Origin of the sequence: Amycolatopsis sp. NBC_01307 (assembly GCF_035975215.1) — a bacterium.
GTDB lineage: Bacteria > Actinomycetota > Actinomycetes > Mycobacteriales > Pseudonocardiaceae > Amycolatopsis.
On sequence record NZ_CP108403.1, the window covers coordinates 10,263,441 to 10,280,611 of the forward strand.

The 17,171-nt window shown below is 71.1% G+C and carries 15 protein-coding genes; 13 read left to right on the forward strand and 2 right to left on the reverse strand.

Annotated elements, in window-relative coordinates:
* The first annotated feature begins 30 nt into the window (after positions 1-30).
* From OG439_RS46365 to OG439_RS46395, 7 genes are all read left to right on the forward strand, one after another.
* The gene (locus tag OG439_RS46365; protein WP_247061558.1) at positions 31-909 is read left to right on the forward strand and encodes an ABC transporter permease; all 879 of its coding nucleotides are present in this window, start codon (positions 31-33) and stop codon (positions 907-909) included.
* A complete protein-coding gene (locus OG439_RS46370; RefSeq protein WP_247061559.1) occupies positions 906-1,709 on the forward strand; it encodes an ABC transporter permease in 804 nt (267 codons plus the stop codon). The genes OG439_RS46365 and OG439_RS46370 overlap by 4 nt, the downstream gene beginning before the upstream one ends.
* The gene (locus tag OG439_RS46375) at positions 1,709-2,773 is read left to right on the forward strand and encodes an ABC transporter ATP-binding protein (RefSeq protein ID WP_326946686.1); all 1,065 of its coding nucleotides are present in this window, start codon (positions 1,709-1,711) and stop codon (positions 2,771-2,773) included. Before OG439_RS46370 ends, OG439_RS46375 begins: the two co-directional genes overlap by 1 nt.
* The gene (locus OG439_RS46380; protein WP_326946687.1) at positions 2,773-4,299 is read left to right on the forward strand and encodes a TIGR03767 family metallophosphoesterase; all 1,527 of its coding nucleotides are present in this window, start codon (positions 2,773-2,775) and stop codon (positions 4,297-4,299) included. The genes OG439_RS46375 and OG439_RS46380 overlap by 1 nt, the downstream gene beginning before the upstream one ends.
* 61 nt (positions 4,300-4,360) lie before the next feature.
* Positions 4,361-4,924: an HdeD family acid-resistance protein gene (locus OG439_RS46385; RefSeq protein WP_326946688.1), complete on the forward strand. Its 564-nt coding sequence runs from the start codon at positions 4,361-4,363 to the stop codon at positions 4,922-4,924.
* Between the two features lie 15 nt (positions 4,925-4,939).
* Complete coding sequence (locus OG439_RS46390; protein WP_326946689.1) at positions 4,940-5,866, forward strand: ribonuclease Z; 927 nt, start codon at positions 4,940-4,942, stop codon at positions 5,864-5,866.
* A 9-nt stretch (positions 5,867-5,875) separates the two neighbouring features.
* Positions 5,876-7,528, forward strand: a complete 1,653-nt coding sequence (locus OG439_RS46395; protein ID WP_326946690.1) for an FAD-dependent oxidoreductase — start codon at positions 5,876-5,878, stop codon at positions 7,526-7,528.
* Between the two features lie 14 nt (positions 7,529-7,542).
* Here the strand turns inward: OG439_RS46395 and OG439_RS46400 are convergent, their stop codons facing one another.
* A complete protein-coding gene (locus tag OG439_RS46400; RefSeq protein WP_326946691.1) occupies positions 7,543-8,760 on the reverse strand; it encodes an RNA-guided endonuclease InsQ/TnpB family protein in 1,218 nt (405 codons plus the stop codon).
* Between the two features lie 44 nt (positions 8,761-8,804).
* Between OG439_RS46400 and OG439_RS46405 the strand changes: the two genes are divergently transcribed.
* From OG439_RS46405 to OG439_RS46430, 6 genes are all read left to right on the forward strand, one after another.
* Positions 8,805-10,226 carry an ATP-binding protein gene (locus OG439_RS46405; protein ID WP_326946692.1) on the forward strand — a complete coding sequence of 474 codons (1,422 nt, stop codon included), beginning with the start codon at positions 8,805-8,807 and terminating at the stop codon, positions 10,224-10,226.
* Positions 10,226-11,719, forward strand: coding sequence for a carboxylesterase/lipase family protein (locus OG439_RS46410; protein ID WP_326946693.1), 1,494 nt, complete (start codon positions 10,226-10,228; stop codon positions 11,717-11,719). The genes OG439_RS46405 and OG439_RS46410 overlap by 1 nt, the downstream gene beginning before the upstream one ends.
* Before the next feature lie 97 nt (positions 11,720-11,816).
* Positions 11,817-12,887 carry a hypothetical protein gene (locus tag OG439_RS46415; RefSeq protein ID WP_326946694.1) on the forward strand — a complete coding sequence of 357 codons (1,071 nt, stop codon included), beginning with the start codon at positions 11,817-11,819 and terminating at the stop codon, positions 12,885-12,887.
* A 1-nt stretch (position 12,888) separates the two neighbouring features.
* The gene (locus OG439_RS46420; protein ID WP_326946695.1) at positions 12,889-14,004 is read left to right on the forward strand and encodes a toxic anion resistance protein; all 1,116 of its coding nucleotides are present in this window, start codon (positions 12,889-12,891) and stop codon (positions 14,002-14,004) included.
* Positions 14,001-15,602, forward strand: a complete 1,602-nt coding sequence (locus OG439_RS46425; RefSeq protein ID WP_326946696.1) for a substrate-binding domain-containing protein — start codon at positions 14,001-14,003, stop codon at positions 15,600-15,602. Before OG439_RS46420 ends, OG439_RS46425 begins: the two co-directional genes overlap by 4 nt.
* Entirely contained in the window at positions 15,599-16,165 is a 567-nt protein-coding gene (locus OG439_RS46430) for a hypothetical protein (protein ID WP_326946697.1), read from the forward strand. Before OG439_RS46425 ends, OG439_RS46430 begins: the two co-directional genes overlap by 4 nt.
* Before the next feature lie 105 nt (positions 16,166-16,270).
* On the opposite strand, the gene OG439_RS46435 is transcribed toward OG439_RS46430, so the two are convergent.
* Positions 16,271-17,098 carry a hypothetical protein gene (locus tag OG439_RS46435; RefSeq protein WP_326946698.1) on the reverse strand — a complete coding sequence of 276 codons (828 nt, stop codon included), beginning with the start codon at positions 17,096-17,098 and terminating at the stop codon, positions 16,271-16,273.
* Positions 17,099-17,171: the final 73 nt, after the last annotated feature.

Sequence of the window (17,171 nt, forward strand, 5' to 3'; positions counted from 1 at the left end):
ACGGCGGCAGGCGCGACATCGCCTGCCGCCGTGCCCGTGCGCCCCGGGTTCGCGCGGCGCTTGCTCAAGTGGGTGACCGGCCACCTCGGCCTGCTGCCCTTCCTCGCCTACACCGGCGTCTTCCTCGGCGCGCCGGTGGTGATGGTCGCGGTCGGTGCCTTCCAGGACAACGACGGCGCGTTCACCACCGACAACCTCGGCGCGGCCTTCAAGGACCAGTTCGGCCGGTCGTTCGTGACGTCCATCGAGCTGTCCGCGCTGACCGCCGTGGTCGGCGCCGTGCTCGGCGCGCTGCTCGCCCACGCCGTCCTCGGGTCCAAGCCGGACGGCCTGCTGCGCAAGGTCGTCTCCAGCGCGGCCGGCGTGCTGGCCAACTTCGGCGGCGTGCCGCTGGCGTTCGCGTTCATCGCCACGCTCGGCAGCATCGGCATCGTCACCAAGGCGCTGACCGGCCTCGGCCTCGACCTCTACGCGTCCGGGTTCAGCCTGTTCAGCTTCTCCGGCATCGCGATCGTCTACATCTACTTCCAGATCCCGCTGATGGTCATCGTGTTCACCCCGGCGCTGGAGGGCATGCGCGCGCAGTGGCGCGAGGCGGCGGAGAACCTGGGCGCGACGCGCACGCAGTACTTCCGGCTCATCGCCGTCCCGGTGCTGCTGCCGCCGTTCCTGGCTTCGACGCTCCTGTTGTTCGCCAACGCGTTCAGCGCCTACGCCACCGCGTACGCGCTGACCACCGGCATCATCCCGCTGGTGCCGATCCAGATCGGCTCGCTGGTCTCCGGCAACGTCGTGGCGGACCAGCAGAACCTCGGGAAGGCGCTCGGCCTCGGCATGATCGTCGTGGTCGCCATCGTGATGGCGTTCTACTCGTGGATGCAGCGGCGCGCGTCGAGGTGGCTCGGATGACCAACAAATGGGGTCGCTGGACCATTCTCACCCTGTTCGGCCTGTACTTCCTGGTGCCGATGGCGGCGTCGGTCGAGTTCAGCCTGCGCGACGTCAACGACACGCACAGCTTCGTCTCGTGGAGCAAGCTGCTCGACGAGCCGGGCCTGTTCGAGACGCTGGGGACGTCACTGTGGGTCGCCGCGGGCACGGTCGTGCTGACCCTGCTGATCATGGTCCCGACGGTCAGCTGGGTGCACCTGCGCAAGCCGAAGCTGCGCCGGGTGATGGAGGGGATCAGCCTGCTGCCGCTGGTCATCCCGCCGATCGTGCTGGTCAACGGCGTGCTCGTGGTGTTCGCGGACGCGCCGGAGGTGATCAACGGGACGCCCGTGATCCTCGTGCTGGAGTACGTCGTCCTCGCGCTGCCGTTCACCTACCGCACGCTCGACGCGGGCCTGCAGGCGATCGCGCTGCCGACGCTGGTCGAGGCCGCGCGCAGCCTCGGCGCCGGCTGGGGCACCGTGCTGCTGCGGGTGATCGTGCCCAACATCCGCAGCGCGGTGTTCGGCGCCGCGTTCCTCAACCTGGCGCTGGTGCTCGGCGAATACACCCTGGCCAGCATCCTGCTGATGGACACCTTCCCGGTGTGGACCGTCCAAACCGGACAGTCCGAGGCCGGCGTGTCGGTCGCGGTGTCGCTGTTCAGCCTGTTCGTCGCCTTCCTGCTGCTGTTCGTCCTGTCCCTCGTCGCGGGCCGCCGCCGTCGTGAGCACAACCCGGCCGCGCCCATCGCCCCCGCACCGCAAGGAACCGCCTGATGACCGTGATCGAAACCAAGACGGGCGCCTCCGTGGAGTTCCGCGGGCTGCACCGCGAATTCGGCGACGTCAAGGCCCTCGACGGGCTGAACCTGCTGATCGAGCCCGGCGAGCTGGTCGCGCTGCTCGGGCCGTCCGGCTGCGGCAAGACGACGGCGTTGCGCGTGCTGGCCGGCCTCGAGCAGGTCGACTCGGGCGAGGTGCTCGTCGACGGCTCCGACGTCGTCGGCGTGCCGGCCAACAAGCGCGACATGGGCATGGTCTTCCAGGCCTACAGCCTGTTCCCGAACTTGACCGTGCGGGACAACGTCGCGTTCGGGCTGCGGCTGCGCGGCCAGGGCACGGCGCCCCGGCACCAGCGGGCGCAGGAGCTGCTGGAGCTGGTCGGGCTGGACAGCCACGCCAAGCGCTACCCGCACCAGCTCTCCGGCGGCCAGCAGCAGCGCGTCGCGCTCGCCAGGGCGCTGGCCATCGAGCCGCGCGTGCTGCTGCTCGACGAGCCACTGTCCGCTTTGGACGCCCAGGTGCGCACGCAGCTGCGGGACGAGATCCGCCGGCTGCAGCTGCGGGTCGGCATCACCACGCTGTTCGTCACGCACGACCAGGAGGAGGCGCTGTCGATCGCCGACCGCGTCGGCGTGATGAAGGACGGCCGGCTCGAGCAGTGCGACACCCCGGCCGCGTTGTACGCGCGCCCGGCGACGGCGTTCGTGGCGGAGTTCGTCGGCACGATGAACCACCTCGCGGGCACGGTCACCGGCGGCGGCACCGAGGTCGACGTCGCCGGGCAGCGGCTGAAGCTGGCCGAGCCGGGGGAGCGGGCGGACGGCGCGGCCGTGCGCGTGCTGGTCCGCCCCGAGTCGGTGACGCTCGAACCCGGCGGCCCGGCCCGCGTCACCGACCACAGCTTCCGCGGCGCGGTCACCCGCCTCACGGCGGTGCTGCCGGACGGCACGACGGTGCTCGTGGACCTGCCGAGCGTGACGGCCGCGGAGCTGCTCCCGGGCAGCACGGCGGCCGTCGGCTTCGGCAGCCGCCCGGTCCTGCTGGCGGCGGACGCGTAGTGGACACGACGCGCCGGCGGATCGTCCGGGCCGAGGCGGGCGAGCTGGGTTACCGGCGGCTCGCCGAGGCGCCGGGCGAGCCGCACGCCGTCCGGGAGGACCTCGCGCCGGCGTCGGCCTCCCGGCCCGGGACGCCGCTGGCGCGGTTCGCGCACCTGTCGGACCTGCACGTGATGGACGCGCAGTCGCCGAGCCGGGTCGAGTACCTGGAACGACACGCCGACCCGGACTCGCCGCTGCGGCCATACCTCCCGTTGATCGGCACCTACCGGCCGCAGGACGTGTTCACGACGCACGTCGTCGAGGCGATGGTCCGCGCGGTCAACGAGTTCGACGTCGACTTCGCGGTGTCCACCGGCGACGCGACCGACGCCTGCCAGGCCAACGAACTGCGCGCCTACCTGGGCACGCTCGACGGCGGCCCGGTCGACCCGGATTCCGGCGAGCGCGGGCACTGGGAGGGTGTCCACGCGAGCGACCCGGCGACCTACGACGTCCGCTACTGGCACCCCGACGGCACGCCGGAGGGCTGCGAAGACGACCACGCGCGGGCCCGCTACGGCTTCCCGGAAGCGCCGGGCGCCCTCGACGCGGCCGCGCGCCCGTTCGAGGCGACCGGGCTGCACGTGCCGTGGTACGCCGTCTACGGCAACCACGACAACATGCTGCAGGGCGTCGTCCCGCCGTGGCCGGAACTGGGCGAGATCACGGTCGGCGGGGCCAAGCTGACGGCGCTGCCCGAGGGTGACGTCGTCGAGCTGCTGCACGGCTTCGACCAGGCCGAGCGGGACGTCGTCGCGCGGCTGCTGGACGGCGCCACGGTGCCCGTGACGCCCGACGCCGAGCGGCGGCACGTCTCGCGCGCCGAGTGGATCGGCGCGCACGTCGACTGCCACGGCCACGGGTACGTCCGGGCGAACGCCGAGTCCGACACCGCCTACTACGCGTTCGACCACGGCGTCTTGCGCTGCCTGGTGCTCGACACGGTCAACCCGCACGGCTTCTGGCAGGGCTCGCTCGACGTTCCCCAGTTCGAGTGGCTGCGCGCGGAGCTGGCGGCGTCGGCGGACCGGCTCGTCGTGCTGTTCAGCCACCACCCCCTCGACACGCTGGTCAACGACCACGGCCCGGACCGGCGGGTGCTGGCCGACGAGCTGGCCGCGCTGCTGCACGCGTCACCGAACGTCGTCTTGTGGGTGAACGGCCACACCCACGAGAACAAGGTGACCCCGCAGGCGACGTTCTGGGAGGTGACGACGGCGTCGCACATCGACTGGCCGCAGCAGGCCCGGCTCGTCGAGGTCCGCGACAACGCCGACGGCACGCTGTCCATTGTGGTCACCATCGTCGACCACAGTGGACCGGTGACGGGCGGCGGTGAAGACCCGATCGGGTTGGCGGGGCTGTCCCGCGAGCTGTCGGCGAACTACTGGCAGCACCGCGACGGCCCCGAGCGGGGCGCCGGGACCGCCGCCGACCGCAACGTCGAGCTCCTGCTCCGGGATCCACGCCCGAACGGGTGGTGAACCGCGCCGAGGGCCCCGGGTGTCGCGATACTGGGGCTCCCGGAGTGCAAAGGAGCGGGACATGACCGCCTTCGGAATCGTCGTCGAACCCCGGCAAGCCTGGCCCCTCACCGCCGCGCGCGGGGTGTTCGCCGTGCTGTTCGGGATCTTCGCGCTCGTCTGGCCGGGCGAGACCGTGCTGGTGCTCGCGATCCTCTACGGCGTCTACGCGATCGTGGACGGCATCGGCGGGCTGATGCAGGCGTTCCGCCCGGGTGACGGCGCCCACCGCGCCGCGTACGGCGTGCTGGGCGTGCTCGGCATCGTCGCCGGGATCGTGGTGCTGGTGTGGCCGGGCATCACGGTGCTGCTGCTGGCGCTGCTGGTCGGGCTGTGGGCGATCGTCACCGGCATCGCCGAGATCACCGCGGCGATCCGCCTGCGCAAGCAGATCCAGGGCGAGGCGTTCCTCATCCTGGCCGGCGCGATCTCCGTGCTCGCCGGCATCCTCATCGTGATCAACCCGATCGCGGGCGCGTACGGCGTCGCGCTGCTGGCCGGGATCTACGCGCTGGTCTACGGGATCGTGCTGCTCGTGCTGGCGTTCCGGCTGCGGAAGATCGCGAACACGCCCGCCGCGGTCTGAGTACCGTGCGGGGATGTGACCCGCGAACTGGTGGTGCTGGGCACCGCGAGCCAGGTGCCCACGCGCCACCGCAACCAGAACGGCTACCTCCTGCGCTGGGACGGCGAAGGCCTCCTCTTCGACCCCGGCGAGGGCACCCAGCGGCAGATGGTGCACGCCGGCGTCGCGGTCACGGACGTCACCCGGATCTGCGTCACGCACTTCCACGGCGACCACAGCCTCGGGCTGTCCGGCGTCATCCAGCGGCTGTCGCTCGACAAGGTGCGGCACCCGGTGCACGCGCACTTCCCGGCGTCCGGCGCGCACTACTTCGAGCGGCTGCGGCACGCGACGTCGTTCTACGAGACCGCCGACCTGCGGGAACAGCCCATCTCTTCGAGCGGCCAGATCGCGTCGGGCAAGTTCGGCGTCCTGGAGACCCGGCTGCTGAGTCACCCGGTCGAGGCGTTCGGCTACCGGCTGGTCGAGCCGGACGGCCGGACGATGCTCCCCGAGCGGCTGCGCTCGTTCGGCATCCAGGGCCCGGACGTCGGCAAGCTCCAGCGCGACGGCCGGCTGGGGACGGTGAGCCTCGACGACGTCAGCGTGCCCCGGCGCGGCCAGCGGTTCGCGTTCGTCATGGACACCCGCCTCTGCGACGGCGTCTACGCCCTCGCCGAGGACGCGGACATGCTCGTGATCGAGTCGACCTTCCTCGCCGAGGACACCGCCCTGGCCCGTGACTTCGGCCACCTGACCGCCCAGCAGGCCGCCCGCGTCGCCGCCGAGTCCGGCGTCCGGCTGCTCGTGCTGACCCACTTTTCGCAGCGCTACACCGAGCCTCAGCGGTTCTTCGACGAAGCCCGGGCCGAGTTCGACGGCGAGATCGTGGTGGCCACGGACCTGGAGCGGGTCCAGGTGCCGAAACGCCGGTCCTCCCCAGCGGAGCCCCTCGCGCCGTAGGCTGCAAGCGTGAGCCAGCCGATCCTGATGACCGTCGACGACGATCCCGCCGTGTCCCGCTCGGTCGCCCGTGACCTGCGCCGGCGCTACGGCAAGGACTACCGCATCATCCGCGCCGACTCGGGCGCCGACGCCCTCGACGCGCTGCGCGAGATCAAGCTGCGCGGCGACGCCGTCGCGGCGATCCTCGCCGACTACCGGATGCCGCAGATGGACGGCATCGCCTTCCTCGAGAAGGCGATGGACCTGTTCCCGCACGCCCGCCGGGCCCTGCTGACCGCCTACGCCGACACCGACGCCGCGATCCAGGCGATCAACGTCGTCGACGTCGACCACTACCTGCTCAAGCCGTGGGACCCGCCGGAGGAGAAGCTCTACCCGGTGATCGACGCGCTCGTCGAGACCTGGAAGGCCGTCGGCGACAAGCCGGTCGACGAGGTCAAGCTCCTCGGCCACCGGTACTCGTCGCCGTCGTTCCACATGCGCGACTTCCTCGCGCGCAACGCCGTGCCCTACCGCTGGTACTCGGTCGAGGACGACGAGGGCAAGCGCTTGCTCAAGGCCGCCGACGCCGTCGAAGCCGACATCCCGGTGATCGTCACCCCCGACGGCACCGTGCTCAAGCACCCCTCCAGCGGCGAGATCGCGGACGCGGTCGGCTTGTCGACCCGTCCCGCGCAGGAGTTCTACGACCTCGTCGTCATCGGCGGCGGCCCGGCCGGGCTCGGCGCCGCGGTGTACGGCGCGTCCGAGGGCCTGCGCACGGTGCTCGTCGAGAAGAAGGCCACCGGCGGCCAGGCCGGCACCAGCTCGCGCATCGAGAACTACCTCGGCTTCCCCGACGGCGTCTCCGGCGCGCAGCTGACCGACCGGGCGCGGCGCCAGGCTCAGAAGTTCGGCGCCGAGGTGCTCACCGCCCGCGACGTCGTCGGCCTGGAGGCCCGCGGCTCGTCCCGGGTCATCACCTTCGGCGACGGCAGCGAGATCGCCGCGCACTCGGTGATCCTCGCCAGCGGCGTCACCTACCGGGCGCTCGACGCCGAGGGCATCGAGGAGCTGAGCGGCCGCGGCGTCTACTACGGCTCGGCGCCCACCGAGGCGCCCGAGTGCAAGGGCGAGCACGTCTACATCGTCGGCGGCGCGAACTCCGCCGGCCAGGCCGCGGTGTTCTTCTCCAAGCACGCCAGCGACGTCAGCATCCTGGTGCGCGGGGAGTCGCTCGAGTCGTCGATGTCGCACTACCTGATCGAGCAGATCGCCGGCATCGAGAACATCCACGTCCGCACCCGCACCACGGTCAAGCAGGCCCACGGCGACGACCACCTGGAGCGGCTCACGCTCTGCGAAAACGGCGTCACCGAGGAGGTCGACACCGGCCACCTGTTCATCTTCATCGGCGCGGCCCCCCGCACGGAGTGGCTGGGCGACGACCTCCACCGCGACGACCACGGCTTCGTCCGCACCGGCCCGGACCTGCTGGCCGCCGGCCAGCGCCCCCGGGGCTGGACCCTGGACCGTGACCCGCATTACCTCGAGTCGTCGATCCCGGGCGTCTTCGTAGCGGGCGACGTGCGGTCCCAGTCGGTCAAGCGGGTGGCCTCCGCGGTCGGCGAAGGCGCGATGGCCGTGACGCTGGTACACCGGTACCTGGAGGAACATTGACGTCCTCCCCGCAGTCATCCGACCAGGGGATTCCGGCGGCGCGAGCCCGGCACGGCCGGGTCGGGTCGCCGAGGTTCACGGTTCACCGGCCGGACCACTGTCCCGCCTCCCCGCGCGGTCACCGCCCGTCCGGCGGCGATGTTCCTGGCCGCGTTCACGTCCGCGTTGCCGCTGCACCCACAGGCGACGCACCGGAACACCGCTTGGCTCTCGCGGGATTCGGACGCCACGTGCCCGCAGGCGGAACAACGTTGCGACGTGAAGGCGGCGGGGACCTTTTCGACCCGGCCCGGAGCTTTGTTCTCCAGGCGCGAGACCACCAGACCCCACCCCTGGGCGAGGATCGCCCGGTTCAGGCCCGACTTCTGCCGCACTCGCCGTCCCGGCGCCGCGGCGGTGCCCTTCGCCGATCGGGTCATGTGCGTGATGCGCAGGTCTTCGACCCGGATCACGTCGAACTCGCGGGCGACACGCGTCGTCAGCTTTTCCGCCCAGTCCTTCCGGCGTGCGGACTCCTTGGCGGTCAGCCGCGCGATCGCCCGGAGCAGCCGGGCGCGCCGGTTCGATCCGCGGGCGGCCCGGGCGAGCCGCCGTCGCAGCCGCAACGCTCTGGCCCGCTCGGCGCGGGACAGCCCGGGGCAGTGCAGGAGCTCTCCGGTCGACAGTGCCGCCGACACGGCGACGCCTCGATCGATCCCGACCGCGCTGCCGTCGCCCGGCGCCGGAACGGGCGCGGGGACAGCGGCGAACGCGAGGTGCCACCGCCCGGCGCGGTCGCGGGTGATCCGGTAGGACTTGAGTTCGCCGGACGGGCGCCGCGACCAGCGGAACCGGACCCAGCCCACCTTGGGCACCCACACGGCGGCGCGCCGCCGGTTGAGCCTTTGTACGTGCTCAGGCCGGACGGCGACCTGCCGGAATCCCTGGTGGACCGCCGCTCGGCGCCAAGTCGGCTTGCCGTGGGTGCCTCCGAAGAAGCTGCGCAGAGCCTGGGCGAAGTCGCGCAGCGCCTGCTGCTGGACGGTGACCGAGCCCTCGCGCAACCACGCGTGTTCGTCCCGGATCTCGGTCAGCTGCCGGGCCTGCTCGACGTAGCCTGGAGGGAGCGGCCGCCCGGGCCGCCAATGAGAGTGCTGCTCCACGGCGAGGTTCCAGACGAACCGCGCGTGGGCGCAATGGACCAGCAGCCGAGCCTCCTGTTCGGCTGTGGGCGTCAAGCGAAAGCGGGACATGCGGGAAACGTAGCCCCGGCCACCGACAAAACAGGGGTGAAGGAATGAGCGCATTGCCGCGGGAAGAGCTTCGCGGCCTCTTCCTGTTCGAACACCTTTCCGAAGACCAGCTCGACTGGATCGCCGGCAACGCCGTGCTCGAGGAGTACGAGGGCGACACCGTCGTCATCCGCGAAGGCGACGAAGCGACCTGCTTCTACGTCCTGCTGAGCGGCGCGATCCGGATGACGCGGCTCGTCAGCGGCACCGAGGTCGAGACCAACCGGTCCGACCAGCGTGGCGTCTACTTCGGCGCGACGCAGTTCTTCGTGCACCAGGACACCGACCACCGCTACGGCGCCTCGGTGCGCGCGCTGTCCGACGTCACGTTCCTGGCGCTGCCCTCGCGGGAGTTCTCCGTCGAGTTCCGCCGGTGGTTCCCGATGGCGACGCACCTGCTCGAAGGCATGTACCTCGGCTGGCGCAACAGCGACACCGTGATCGGCTCGCGCCGCCGTCTGCTGGCGCTGGGCGAGCTGTCGGCCGGCCTGACGCACGAGCTGAACAACCCGGCCGCGGCCGCCGTCCGGGCGACGTCCGCGCTGCGCGAGCGCGTCGCCGGGATGCGGCACAAGCTGGCGTTCCTGGCGAAGAAGACCATCGATCCCGAGCTGCTCTACCAGCTGATCGACGTCCAGGAAAAGCTCGTCAAGCAGGTCGCGCAGGCCCCGAAGCTGAGCGCGATGCAGCAGTCCGACCGCGAGGACCAGATCAGCGACTGGTTCGAGGACCACGACATCGACGGCGGCTGGGACCTCGCCGACATCTACGTCCGGGCCGGGCTCACCACGACCGACCTCGACAACGTCCTGGAGCAGGTCGGCGACACCTTCATGGACGGCGCCGTCCGCTGGCTCGCCTACGCGCTCGAGACCGAGATGCTGATGGGCGAGATCGAGGACTCGACCACCCGGATCTCCGCGCTGGTCGGCAAGGCCAAGCAGTACTCGCAGATGGACCGGTCGCCGCACCAGTGGGTCGACGTCCACGACGGCCTCGACTCCACGCTCGTGATGCTCGCCGGCAAGATCGGCGACGGCGTCCGCGTCGTCAAGGAGTACGACCGCGACCTGCCGAAGATCCCGGCGTACGCGGGCGAGCTCAACCAGGTGTGGACGAACATCATCGACAACGCGCTGGGTGCGATGGGCGGCGAAGGCACGCTCACGCTGCGCACCTGGGGCGTCAACGACCAGGTCCGCGTGGAGATCGGCGACACCGGTCCGGGCATCCCGGAAGACATCAAGGGCCGGATCTTCGAGCCGTTCTTCACGACCAAGGCGGTCGGCGAGGGCACCGGGCTGGGCCTGGACATCTCGTGGAAGATCGTCGTCGAGCGGCACCAGGGCGACCTGCGCGTCGAGTCCGAGCCAGGGAGCACCCGGTTCGAGGTGTGCCTCCCGACCGAAGAGCAGGCCTCCCTCTGATGGCCTCGGTCCCGACGGTCACGACCGAGCTCGGGGCGCTGGTGGGGCTGGCGGGTGACGGCGTCCGCCGGTGGCGCGGGATCCCGTACGCCCGGCCGCCGGTGGGCGAGCTGCGGTGGAAGGCGCCGCAGCCGCCCTCGCTCTCAGGTGGCGTGCACGTCGCGGCGGAGTACGGGCCGCACGCGATGCAGTCGCCCGACCCGATGAACCCGCGGGCGGTCTGCGACGAGGACTGCCTGTACCTCAACGTCTGCACGCCGGAGGAGCCCGCGCCCGAGGGCGGGTACCCGGTGCTGTTCTGGCTGCACGGCGGCGGTTACCGCGTCGGCCACGGCGAACAGCTCGGCGACGGCGAGGAATTCGCGCGCGCCGGGATCGTCGTCGTCACGATCAACTACCGGCTCGGCTCGCTCGGGTTCCTGCACCTCGCCGGCGTCTTCGGCGAGGCCGAGGCGGACGCCGGGGTGGGTGGCCTGCTCGACCAGATCGCCGCCCTGAAGTGGGTGCGCCGCAACATCTCCGCGTTCGGCGGGGACCCGTCGCGGATCACCGTCTACGGCGTCTCGGCGGGCGCGAAGAGCGTCGGGAACCTGATGGGCAGCCCGCTCGGCGCGGGGTTGTTCGCGCAGGCGATCAGCAGCAGCGGCGGCGCGGACCACGTGGCGACGCCGGAAACCGGCACCGCGCTGGCCCGGCGGCTGCTCGACGAGGTCGGCTGCCACGACGTCGAAGCCCTGCGGGCGTTGCCGGCCAAGGAGTTCGTCGAGGCGCAGGAACGGATCCTCAGCGGCTTCCAGGCGTTGTGGCTGTGGCGCCCGACGCTGCACCCCCGTGTGCTGCCCGAGGTCCCGATCGAGCCGATCCGCCGCGGCAGCGCGGCCGGCGTCCCGCTGCTCGTCGGCTGCAACAGCAACGAAGGCAGCACGTACGCGATGATGCTGGGTGACGACGCCGCGACAGCGCCGGCGGACGACGTCCTCTCCACGATCCTCGGCGACGAAGGCGCTTCGCAGCTCCTCGAGACGTACCTCCGTCGCGTCCCCGACCTCAACGCCGCGAAGATCGCCGCAATGGGCGACGAACGCTACGGCGTCCCGACCCAGCGCCTCGCCGACGCGCAGTCCGCGCACGCGCCCGTCTACCGCTACCGCATCGACATCGCGGCCCCCGGCGTGCCCGAGCAGCTCGACGGCGGACACGGCACCGAGACGACGATGGCGTGGAAGACGCCGCTGCCGTTGTTCGCGGAGGCGACCGAAGTGAACCCGGCCCGCGAGCGCGCGGCGTTCCTGATCCACCGCTGCTGGGTGCGGTTCGTGCACGACGGTGTGGCGGACGCGGACGGCCCCGAATGGCCACCGTACGGCCCGGAGCTGCGGCCGGTGCTGGTTTTCCGGGAAGACACGGATCTGGTGCTCGACCCACGCGCCGAAGAGCGAAAAGCCTGGGGCGACACGGAATGGGCGTCCGGAACCTGGTTCCCGGTGACCTGACACCGTTCCTTCACCCGCTATTCACTTCGAACCGGCTCGTTCGCGCGTCAAACGAGTCGAAGGCCCTGAATCATCGGGTCGTCGAGGGGAGTGGCTCGTGAAACGCCGGGTATCGATCGGACTGGCCGTGGTGCTGCTGCTCGCGGTCGTGGCGGTGATCGTCTGGGGGCGCGGGGACTCCGGGCCGGGTCTTGCGACGGTGCGCGGGGTCATCGGGTCGGAGAAGCAGGCCTTCTTCACCGACCAGCGCGTCGTCGACGCCTTCGCGCACCACGGGCTGAAGGTCGAGGTCGACACGGCGGGGTCGCGGCAGCTCGCGACGACCGTCGACCTCGGGAAGTACGCGTTCGCGTTCCCGTCGTCCTCGCCCGCGGCGCAGAAGATCCAGCGCGACCGCAAGGTCACGACCGTCTACACGCCGTTCCAGTCGCCGATGGCGATCGCCACCTTCGAGCCGATCGTCGCGCTGCTGAAGGCGAACGGCGTGGTGCGCAAGGGCGCCGGCGACTACGACGTCCTCGACGTCGCGAAGTACCTGGACGTCGCGAAGGCCGGCACGCGCTGGGACCAGCTGCCCGGCAACACCGCGTACCCGGCCCGCAAGAACGTCCTGGTCACGACCACCGACCCGCGCGAGTCGAACTCCGCGGCGATGTACCTCTCGATCGTTTCCTTCGTGGCCAACGGCAACACCGTCGTCAGCTCGCCCGAGCAGGAGGCGAAGGTGCTGCCGTCGGTGTCGAAACTGTTCCTGGACCAGGGATACACGCAGAACAGCACCGAAGGACCGTTCGAGGACTACCTGTCCGCGGGCATGGGCAAGACGCCGCTGGCGTTGATCTACGAGTCGCAGTTCGTGGACCGCGTCGTCCGCGGCGACGGCTCGATCCGCCCGGACATGCGCATGATCTACACGGCACCGACGGTGTACTCGAAGCACACGCTGGTGCCGCTGTCCGCCGACGGCGACAAGGTCGGTCAGCTGCTCGCGACCGACCCCGAGCTGGGCAAGCTGGCCGCGACGTTCGGCTTCCGCACCACCGATCCGAAGCTCTTCGCGGACGTCGCCGCGCCGGCGCACGCGCCCGCCGACCTGGTGGACGCCGTCGAGCCGCCGTCGTTCGAGACCCTCGAGCGCCTGCTCGACGCCGTCGGCAAGCAGTACTGACATGGACGAACTCACCCCCGTCACCGCGGTTTCCCCCGAGCGCGCCGCCGGGCTCGTCACGCTCGGGGCCGACACCCGCGCCGAGATCACCGCGCGCGCCGACGTCTTCGCGACGCGCCTGGAGGCTTTGGACGTCCAGTCGCCGGAGTTCACCGACGTCCTCGACGAGCTGCTGGCCGTCGGCGAGGCCGACATGCGGGCCGCGGCCGGCGTCGCGGGCGCGATGCTGGACCGCTCGTTGCGTGGTTCCGCTTCCCCACAGGACGGCGTCACGACGAGCCTCGCCGGGCTGCGCCGGACCGTTGCCGAGCTGGACCCGGCGAAACTGCCGATCACCGGGCGGAAGCTGCTCGGGATGTTCCCGATGGCTGGTGCCGCGAAGCGGGCCCTGGATCGCTACCACGCGGCGAACGAGCCGGTGAACGCGCTGGTCGTCGACCTGCGGACGCGACAGGACCGGTTGCGGCGGGACAACGCCGCGATCAAGGGCGAGCGCGAACGGCTGTGGAAGGTGCTGGGGAAGCTCGCCGAAGCGTCGGTGTTCGCCGAAGCCGTCGACGCGGCCATCGAGCGTCAGGCGTCGGTGTTCGAGTTCGCCGACCCGTCGCGGGCCCAGGCGTTGCGCGGCGACATCCTGTACCCGATCCGGCAGCGGCACCAGGACCTGCTCACCCAGCTCGCGGTGAGCGCGCAGGGGTACCTCGCGCTGGACCTGGTGCGGCGCACCAACGACGAGCTGATCCGCGGCGTCGAGCGGGCGGTCTCGACGACCGTGTCCGCCCTGCGCGTCGCGCTGCTCGTCTCGGCTGCCTTGGCGGGCCAGCGGGACGTCCTGGACGAGGTGGCGGCGCTGCAGTCGACCACCGACGGGCTGATCCGCGCCAACTCCGAGCTGCTGGAAACGCAGTCCGCGGAGATCCGCAAGGCTAGCAGCGACCCGGCCGTCGCGACCGAGACCATCCGCGCGTCGTTCGACCGGATCTACGCCTCGATCGACGCGATCGACGGCTTCCGCGCGGACGCCGTCCGCACCATGGCGACCACGGTCGAGTCCCTGACCGGCGAGCTGCGCCGCGCCGAGGACCACCTGCGGCGTTCGCACGAGGGGGAAGTATGAGGAAGCTCGTTTTGCTGGCGCTGAGCGCGGTGTTGCTGGCCGGCTGCTCCTCCGCGGCGTCGGACGGCCCTGAGCCGGGGACGCTCAGGATCCTCGCGGGCAGCGAGCTGGCGGACATGCAGCCGGTGCTCGACGAGGCCGCGAAGGCCACCGGCGTCAAGGTCAAGTTCACCTTCGCCGGCACCCTGGAAGGCGCCGAGTCGCTCGCGAACGGCAGTGCCGACGGCAAGTACGACGCCGTGTGGTTCTCGTCGAACCGTTACCCGGCCGGGATTCCCGACGCGGCGAAGCGGCTCGGCAACCAGGTCAAGATCATGAGCTCGCCGGTGGTGCTGGGGCTGTCGGCGTCGTCCGCGAACCGGCTCGGCTGGACGGGCAAGCCGGTCGGCTGGGGCGAGATCGCCGCGCAGGCCGGGAAGAAGGCGTTCACGTACGGGATGACCGACCCGTCGGCGTCGAACTCCGGGTTCTCGGCGCTGGTCGGCGTCGCGTCGGCGCTCGCGGGCGCGGGCACCGCGATCGACGCCCGGCAGATCGCCGCGGTGACCCCGCAGCTGACGCAGTTCTTCAGCGCACAGGCGCTTTCGGCCGGGTCGTCGGGCTGGTTGTCGGACGCGTACACGCGGCGCGCGACCGGCCAGGACCCCGGGCAGAAGGTCGACGGGCTGATCAACTACGAGTCCGTGCTGCTCTCGGCGAACGTGTCCGGGAAGCTGCCGGAACCGCTGAAGCTGATCTACCCGAGCGACGGCGTCGTCACCGCGGACTATCCCTTGACCCTGCTGGCGGACGCCGGTTCCGACGCGCGCTCGTCGCACCAGCGGCTTTCCGACTACCTGCGCACGCCGGACGTCCAGAAGCGGATCATGGACACGACCCAGCGACGTCCGGTCGTGCCCGGGGTCGCGCTGGGGTCGCAGTTCGCGCAGCGGGACCTCGTCGAGCTGCCGTTCCCGGCGACGCAGCAGGCGGTGGACGCCCTGCTCCAGGCGTACTTCGACAAGATCCGCAGGCCGTCGCGGACGCTGTACGTGCTCGACACGTCCGGCTCGATGGAGGGCGACCGGATCGACTCGCTGCGCACCGCGCTGGCCGGGCTGACGGGCGCCGACAACTCGCTCACCGGCCGGTACCGGCGGTTCCGGAGCCGGGAGGAGGTGACGATGCTGCCGTTCAACTCGGGGCCTTCACCGGCTTCGACGTTCGTCGTGCCGGAGCAGGATCCGGCGGCCGAGCTGGCGCGGATCAAGGCGTTCGCCGAAGGGCTCTCCGCTCGCGGCGGGACGGCGATCTACGACAGTCTCTCCGAGGCTTACCGGGTGCTGGAACCCTTGGCGGCGCGCGATCCCGATCGGTTCACCTCGATCGTCCTGATGACCGACGGGGAGAACGCGAACGGCTCGTCCCTGTCCGATTTCCAGGCGTCGTTCGGCTCGCTGCCGGCCGCGATGAAGGGGGTGCCGGTGTTCACGGTGCTGTTCGGCGAGGGGTCGAGCGACGAGCTGACGCAGGTCGCGACGATGACCGGCGGCAAGGTGTTCGACGCGCGGAAGGTCCAGCTTGCGGGCGTCTTCCAGGAGATTCGCGGGTACCAATGATGCTGCGCTACCTGGGCTCGACCAAGAACCTCGCCGGCTGCGTCGGCGGGCTCGCCGGCCTGGGCCTGTACCTGACCGGGGTGATCGGCTGGCTGTGGCCGGTGGTCGTGGTCGCGCTGTACGCGGCAGGCGCGCTGCTCGCGCCGCCGGAGAAGGTCCGGCTGCTGCCCGACGCTTCGGGGGAGCTGCGCGTGTCTTTGGAGACGCTGCTTTCTTCGGTGTCCTCCCAGGCGTCGCGGATGCCCGAGTCCACTGTGGATACCGTGCGGCGGATCGCCGAAGTGCTGGCCGACCTGCTCGCGCAACCGGGGCGGCTGTCGGCTGATCCGGATCTGCGGCACTCCGTGGTCCGGCTGGTGCGGACGGATCTGCCGCTTTCGGTGGAATCCTTCCTGAACCTGCCGCGCTGGTTCGCGTCCCGGCGGGCAGGTGCGGCTGCGGAACTGGTGGCACAGCTCGATTTGCTCGAAGCGGAGGCGCGTCGGATCGCCGAGCGGTTCTACGCGGCGGACGTCGACCGGCAGGCGGATCACACGCGCTATCTGCGCGACCGGGACGCCTGATTCCTTGCTGTGCAAGGGTTTCCCGGTTGTACCCGTGTGAGTGATGTGTTCGAACGGGCGTTCGAGTAGCTTCATTGGCGTAGGGCCCACGTCGATGAAGGAGAGTTATGAACGCGTACCGAGTTTCGGCAGAGTCAGGGTCATGGCCGCGGTGGTCAGCCAGCTCAGCAGGTCGGTCAGCGGAATGCGGGAAAGCCGTTCCGGCCATTCCTCCGCCACGGTGTGGAGCACGAGTTCGTCCTGCCGGGGCTCCACCTTCGTCAGCTTTATCCCGGGCGGGAGTTCCGGCAGGGGAAGCACGATGGGGCGGAAGCGCGCCGGTGGTTTCAGCTGCCGGCGTCCGATGTGGAGGGTCCGCGGCACGAGCACCACGGCGTCGTCCGCCACCTGGGCCTCCAGGGTCAGGTGGCCCCACTGCGGCCGCTTGGCCCAGTGGATCTGGAGCAGCCCGCTTTCGGCGGGCGCGGCGACGATCCCGGGGCGGACTGCCGCCACCCGTTCGCGCAGCACGTCCGCGGCCACGGCGATCCGCAGCTCGACCCGCGCGGGAATGGCGGCCGGCGTGGGCAGCGAGCGGAGGCGGACGTCCTCGGCGAGCACGATGACCCGTTTGAGGAGGATGCTGCGCTGCTTGCCGGTCTCGTCCGCGGGCTCGGGCCAGTCGACGTCCTCGGCGACGATGCGCACGTCGCCGACGCGTCCGGTGGCCAGGCGCAGGCTGTCGGCCGGGTAGTGGAGTTCGGTGAGGGTGAGGCCGACTTCGCGGCCGTCGACCTTGGTGGTCAACCGGCGCCCGACGAGCTGCTCGGTGACGGTCCGCACGACGGCGGCCGGCGTGACCGGGACGTTCGGAAGCAGTGAACGCCCGACCGCGGCCAGCCCGGCCAGCTCAGGCCAAGGTGCCCAGCCGTCGAACCATCTGCCGTCAGTCATCCGTCCAGTGTCGCCGAAGAACGCTGTCGGCGGGGATGGCGGGTGGCCGCCCGAAGGGGTGAGAGTGTGGCTG

What these genes read in the sequence shown, in the direction of transcription:
- OG439_RS46370 (WP_247061559.1), top strand. Translation starts at nt 906, where the DNA reads ATGACCAACAAATGGGGTCGCTGGACCATTCTCACCCTGTTCGGCCTG.
- OG439_RS46375 (WP_326946686.1), top strand. Translation starts at nt 1,709, where the DNA reads ATGACCGTGATCGAAACCAAGACGGGCGCCTCCGTGGAGTTCCGCGGG.
- OG439_RS46385 (WP_326946688.1), top strand. Translation starts at nt 4,361, where the DNA reads ATGACCGCCTTCGGAATCGTCGTCGAACCCCGGCAAGCCTGGCCCCTC.
- OG439_RS46400 (WP_326946691.1), bottom strand. Translation starts at nt 8,760, where the DNA reads ATGTCCCGCTTTCGCTTGACGCCCACAGCCGAACAGGAGGCTCGGCTG.
- OG439_RS46405 (WP_326946692.1), top strand. Translation starts at nt 8,805, where the DNA reads ATGAGCGCATTGCCGCGGGAAGAGCTTCGCGGCCTCTTCCTGTTCGAA.
- OG439_RS46410 (WP_326946693.1), top strand. Translation starts at nt 10,226, where the DNA reads ATGGCCTCGGTCCCGACGGTCACGACCGAGCTCGGGGCGCTGGTGGGG.
- OG439_RS46420 (WP_326946695.1), top strand. Translation starts at nt 12,889, where the DNA reads ATGGACGAACTCACCCCCGTCACCGCGGTTTCCCCCGAGCGCGCCGCC.
- OG439_RS46425 (WP_326946696.1), top strand. Translation starts at nt 14,001, where the DNA reads ATGAGGAAGCTCGTTTTGCTGGCGCTGAGCGCGGTGTTGCTGGCCGGC.
- OG439_RS46430 (WP_326946697.1), top strand. Translation starts at nt 15,599, where the DNA reads ATGATGCTGCGCTACCTGGGCTCGACCAAGAACCTCGCCGGCTGCGTC.
- OG439_RS46435 (WP_326946698.1), bottom strand. Translation starts at nt 17,098, where the DNA reads ATGACTGACGGCAGATGGTTCGACGGCTGGGCACCTTGGCCTGAGCTG.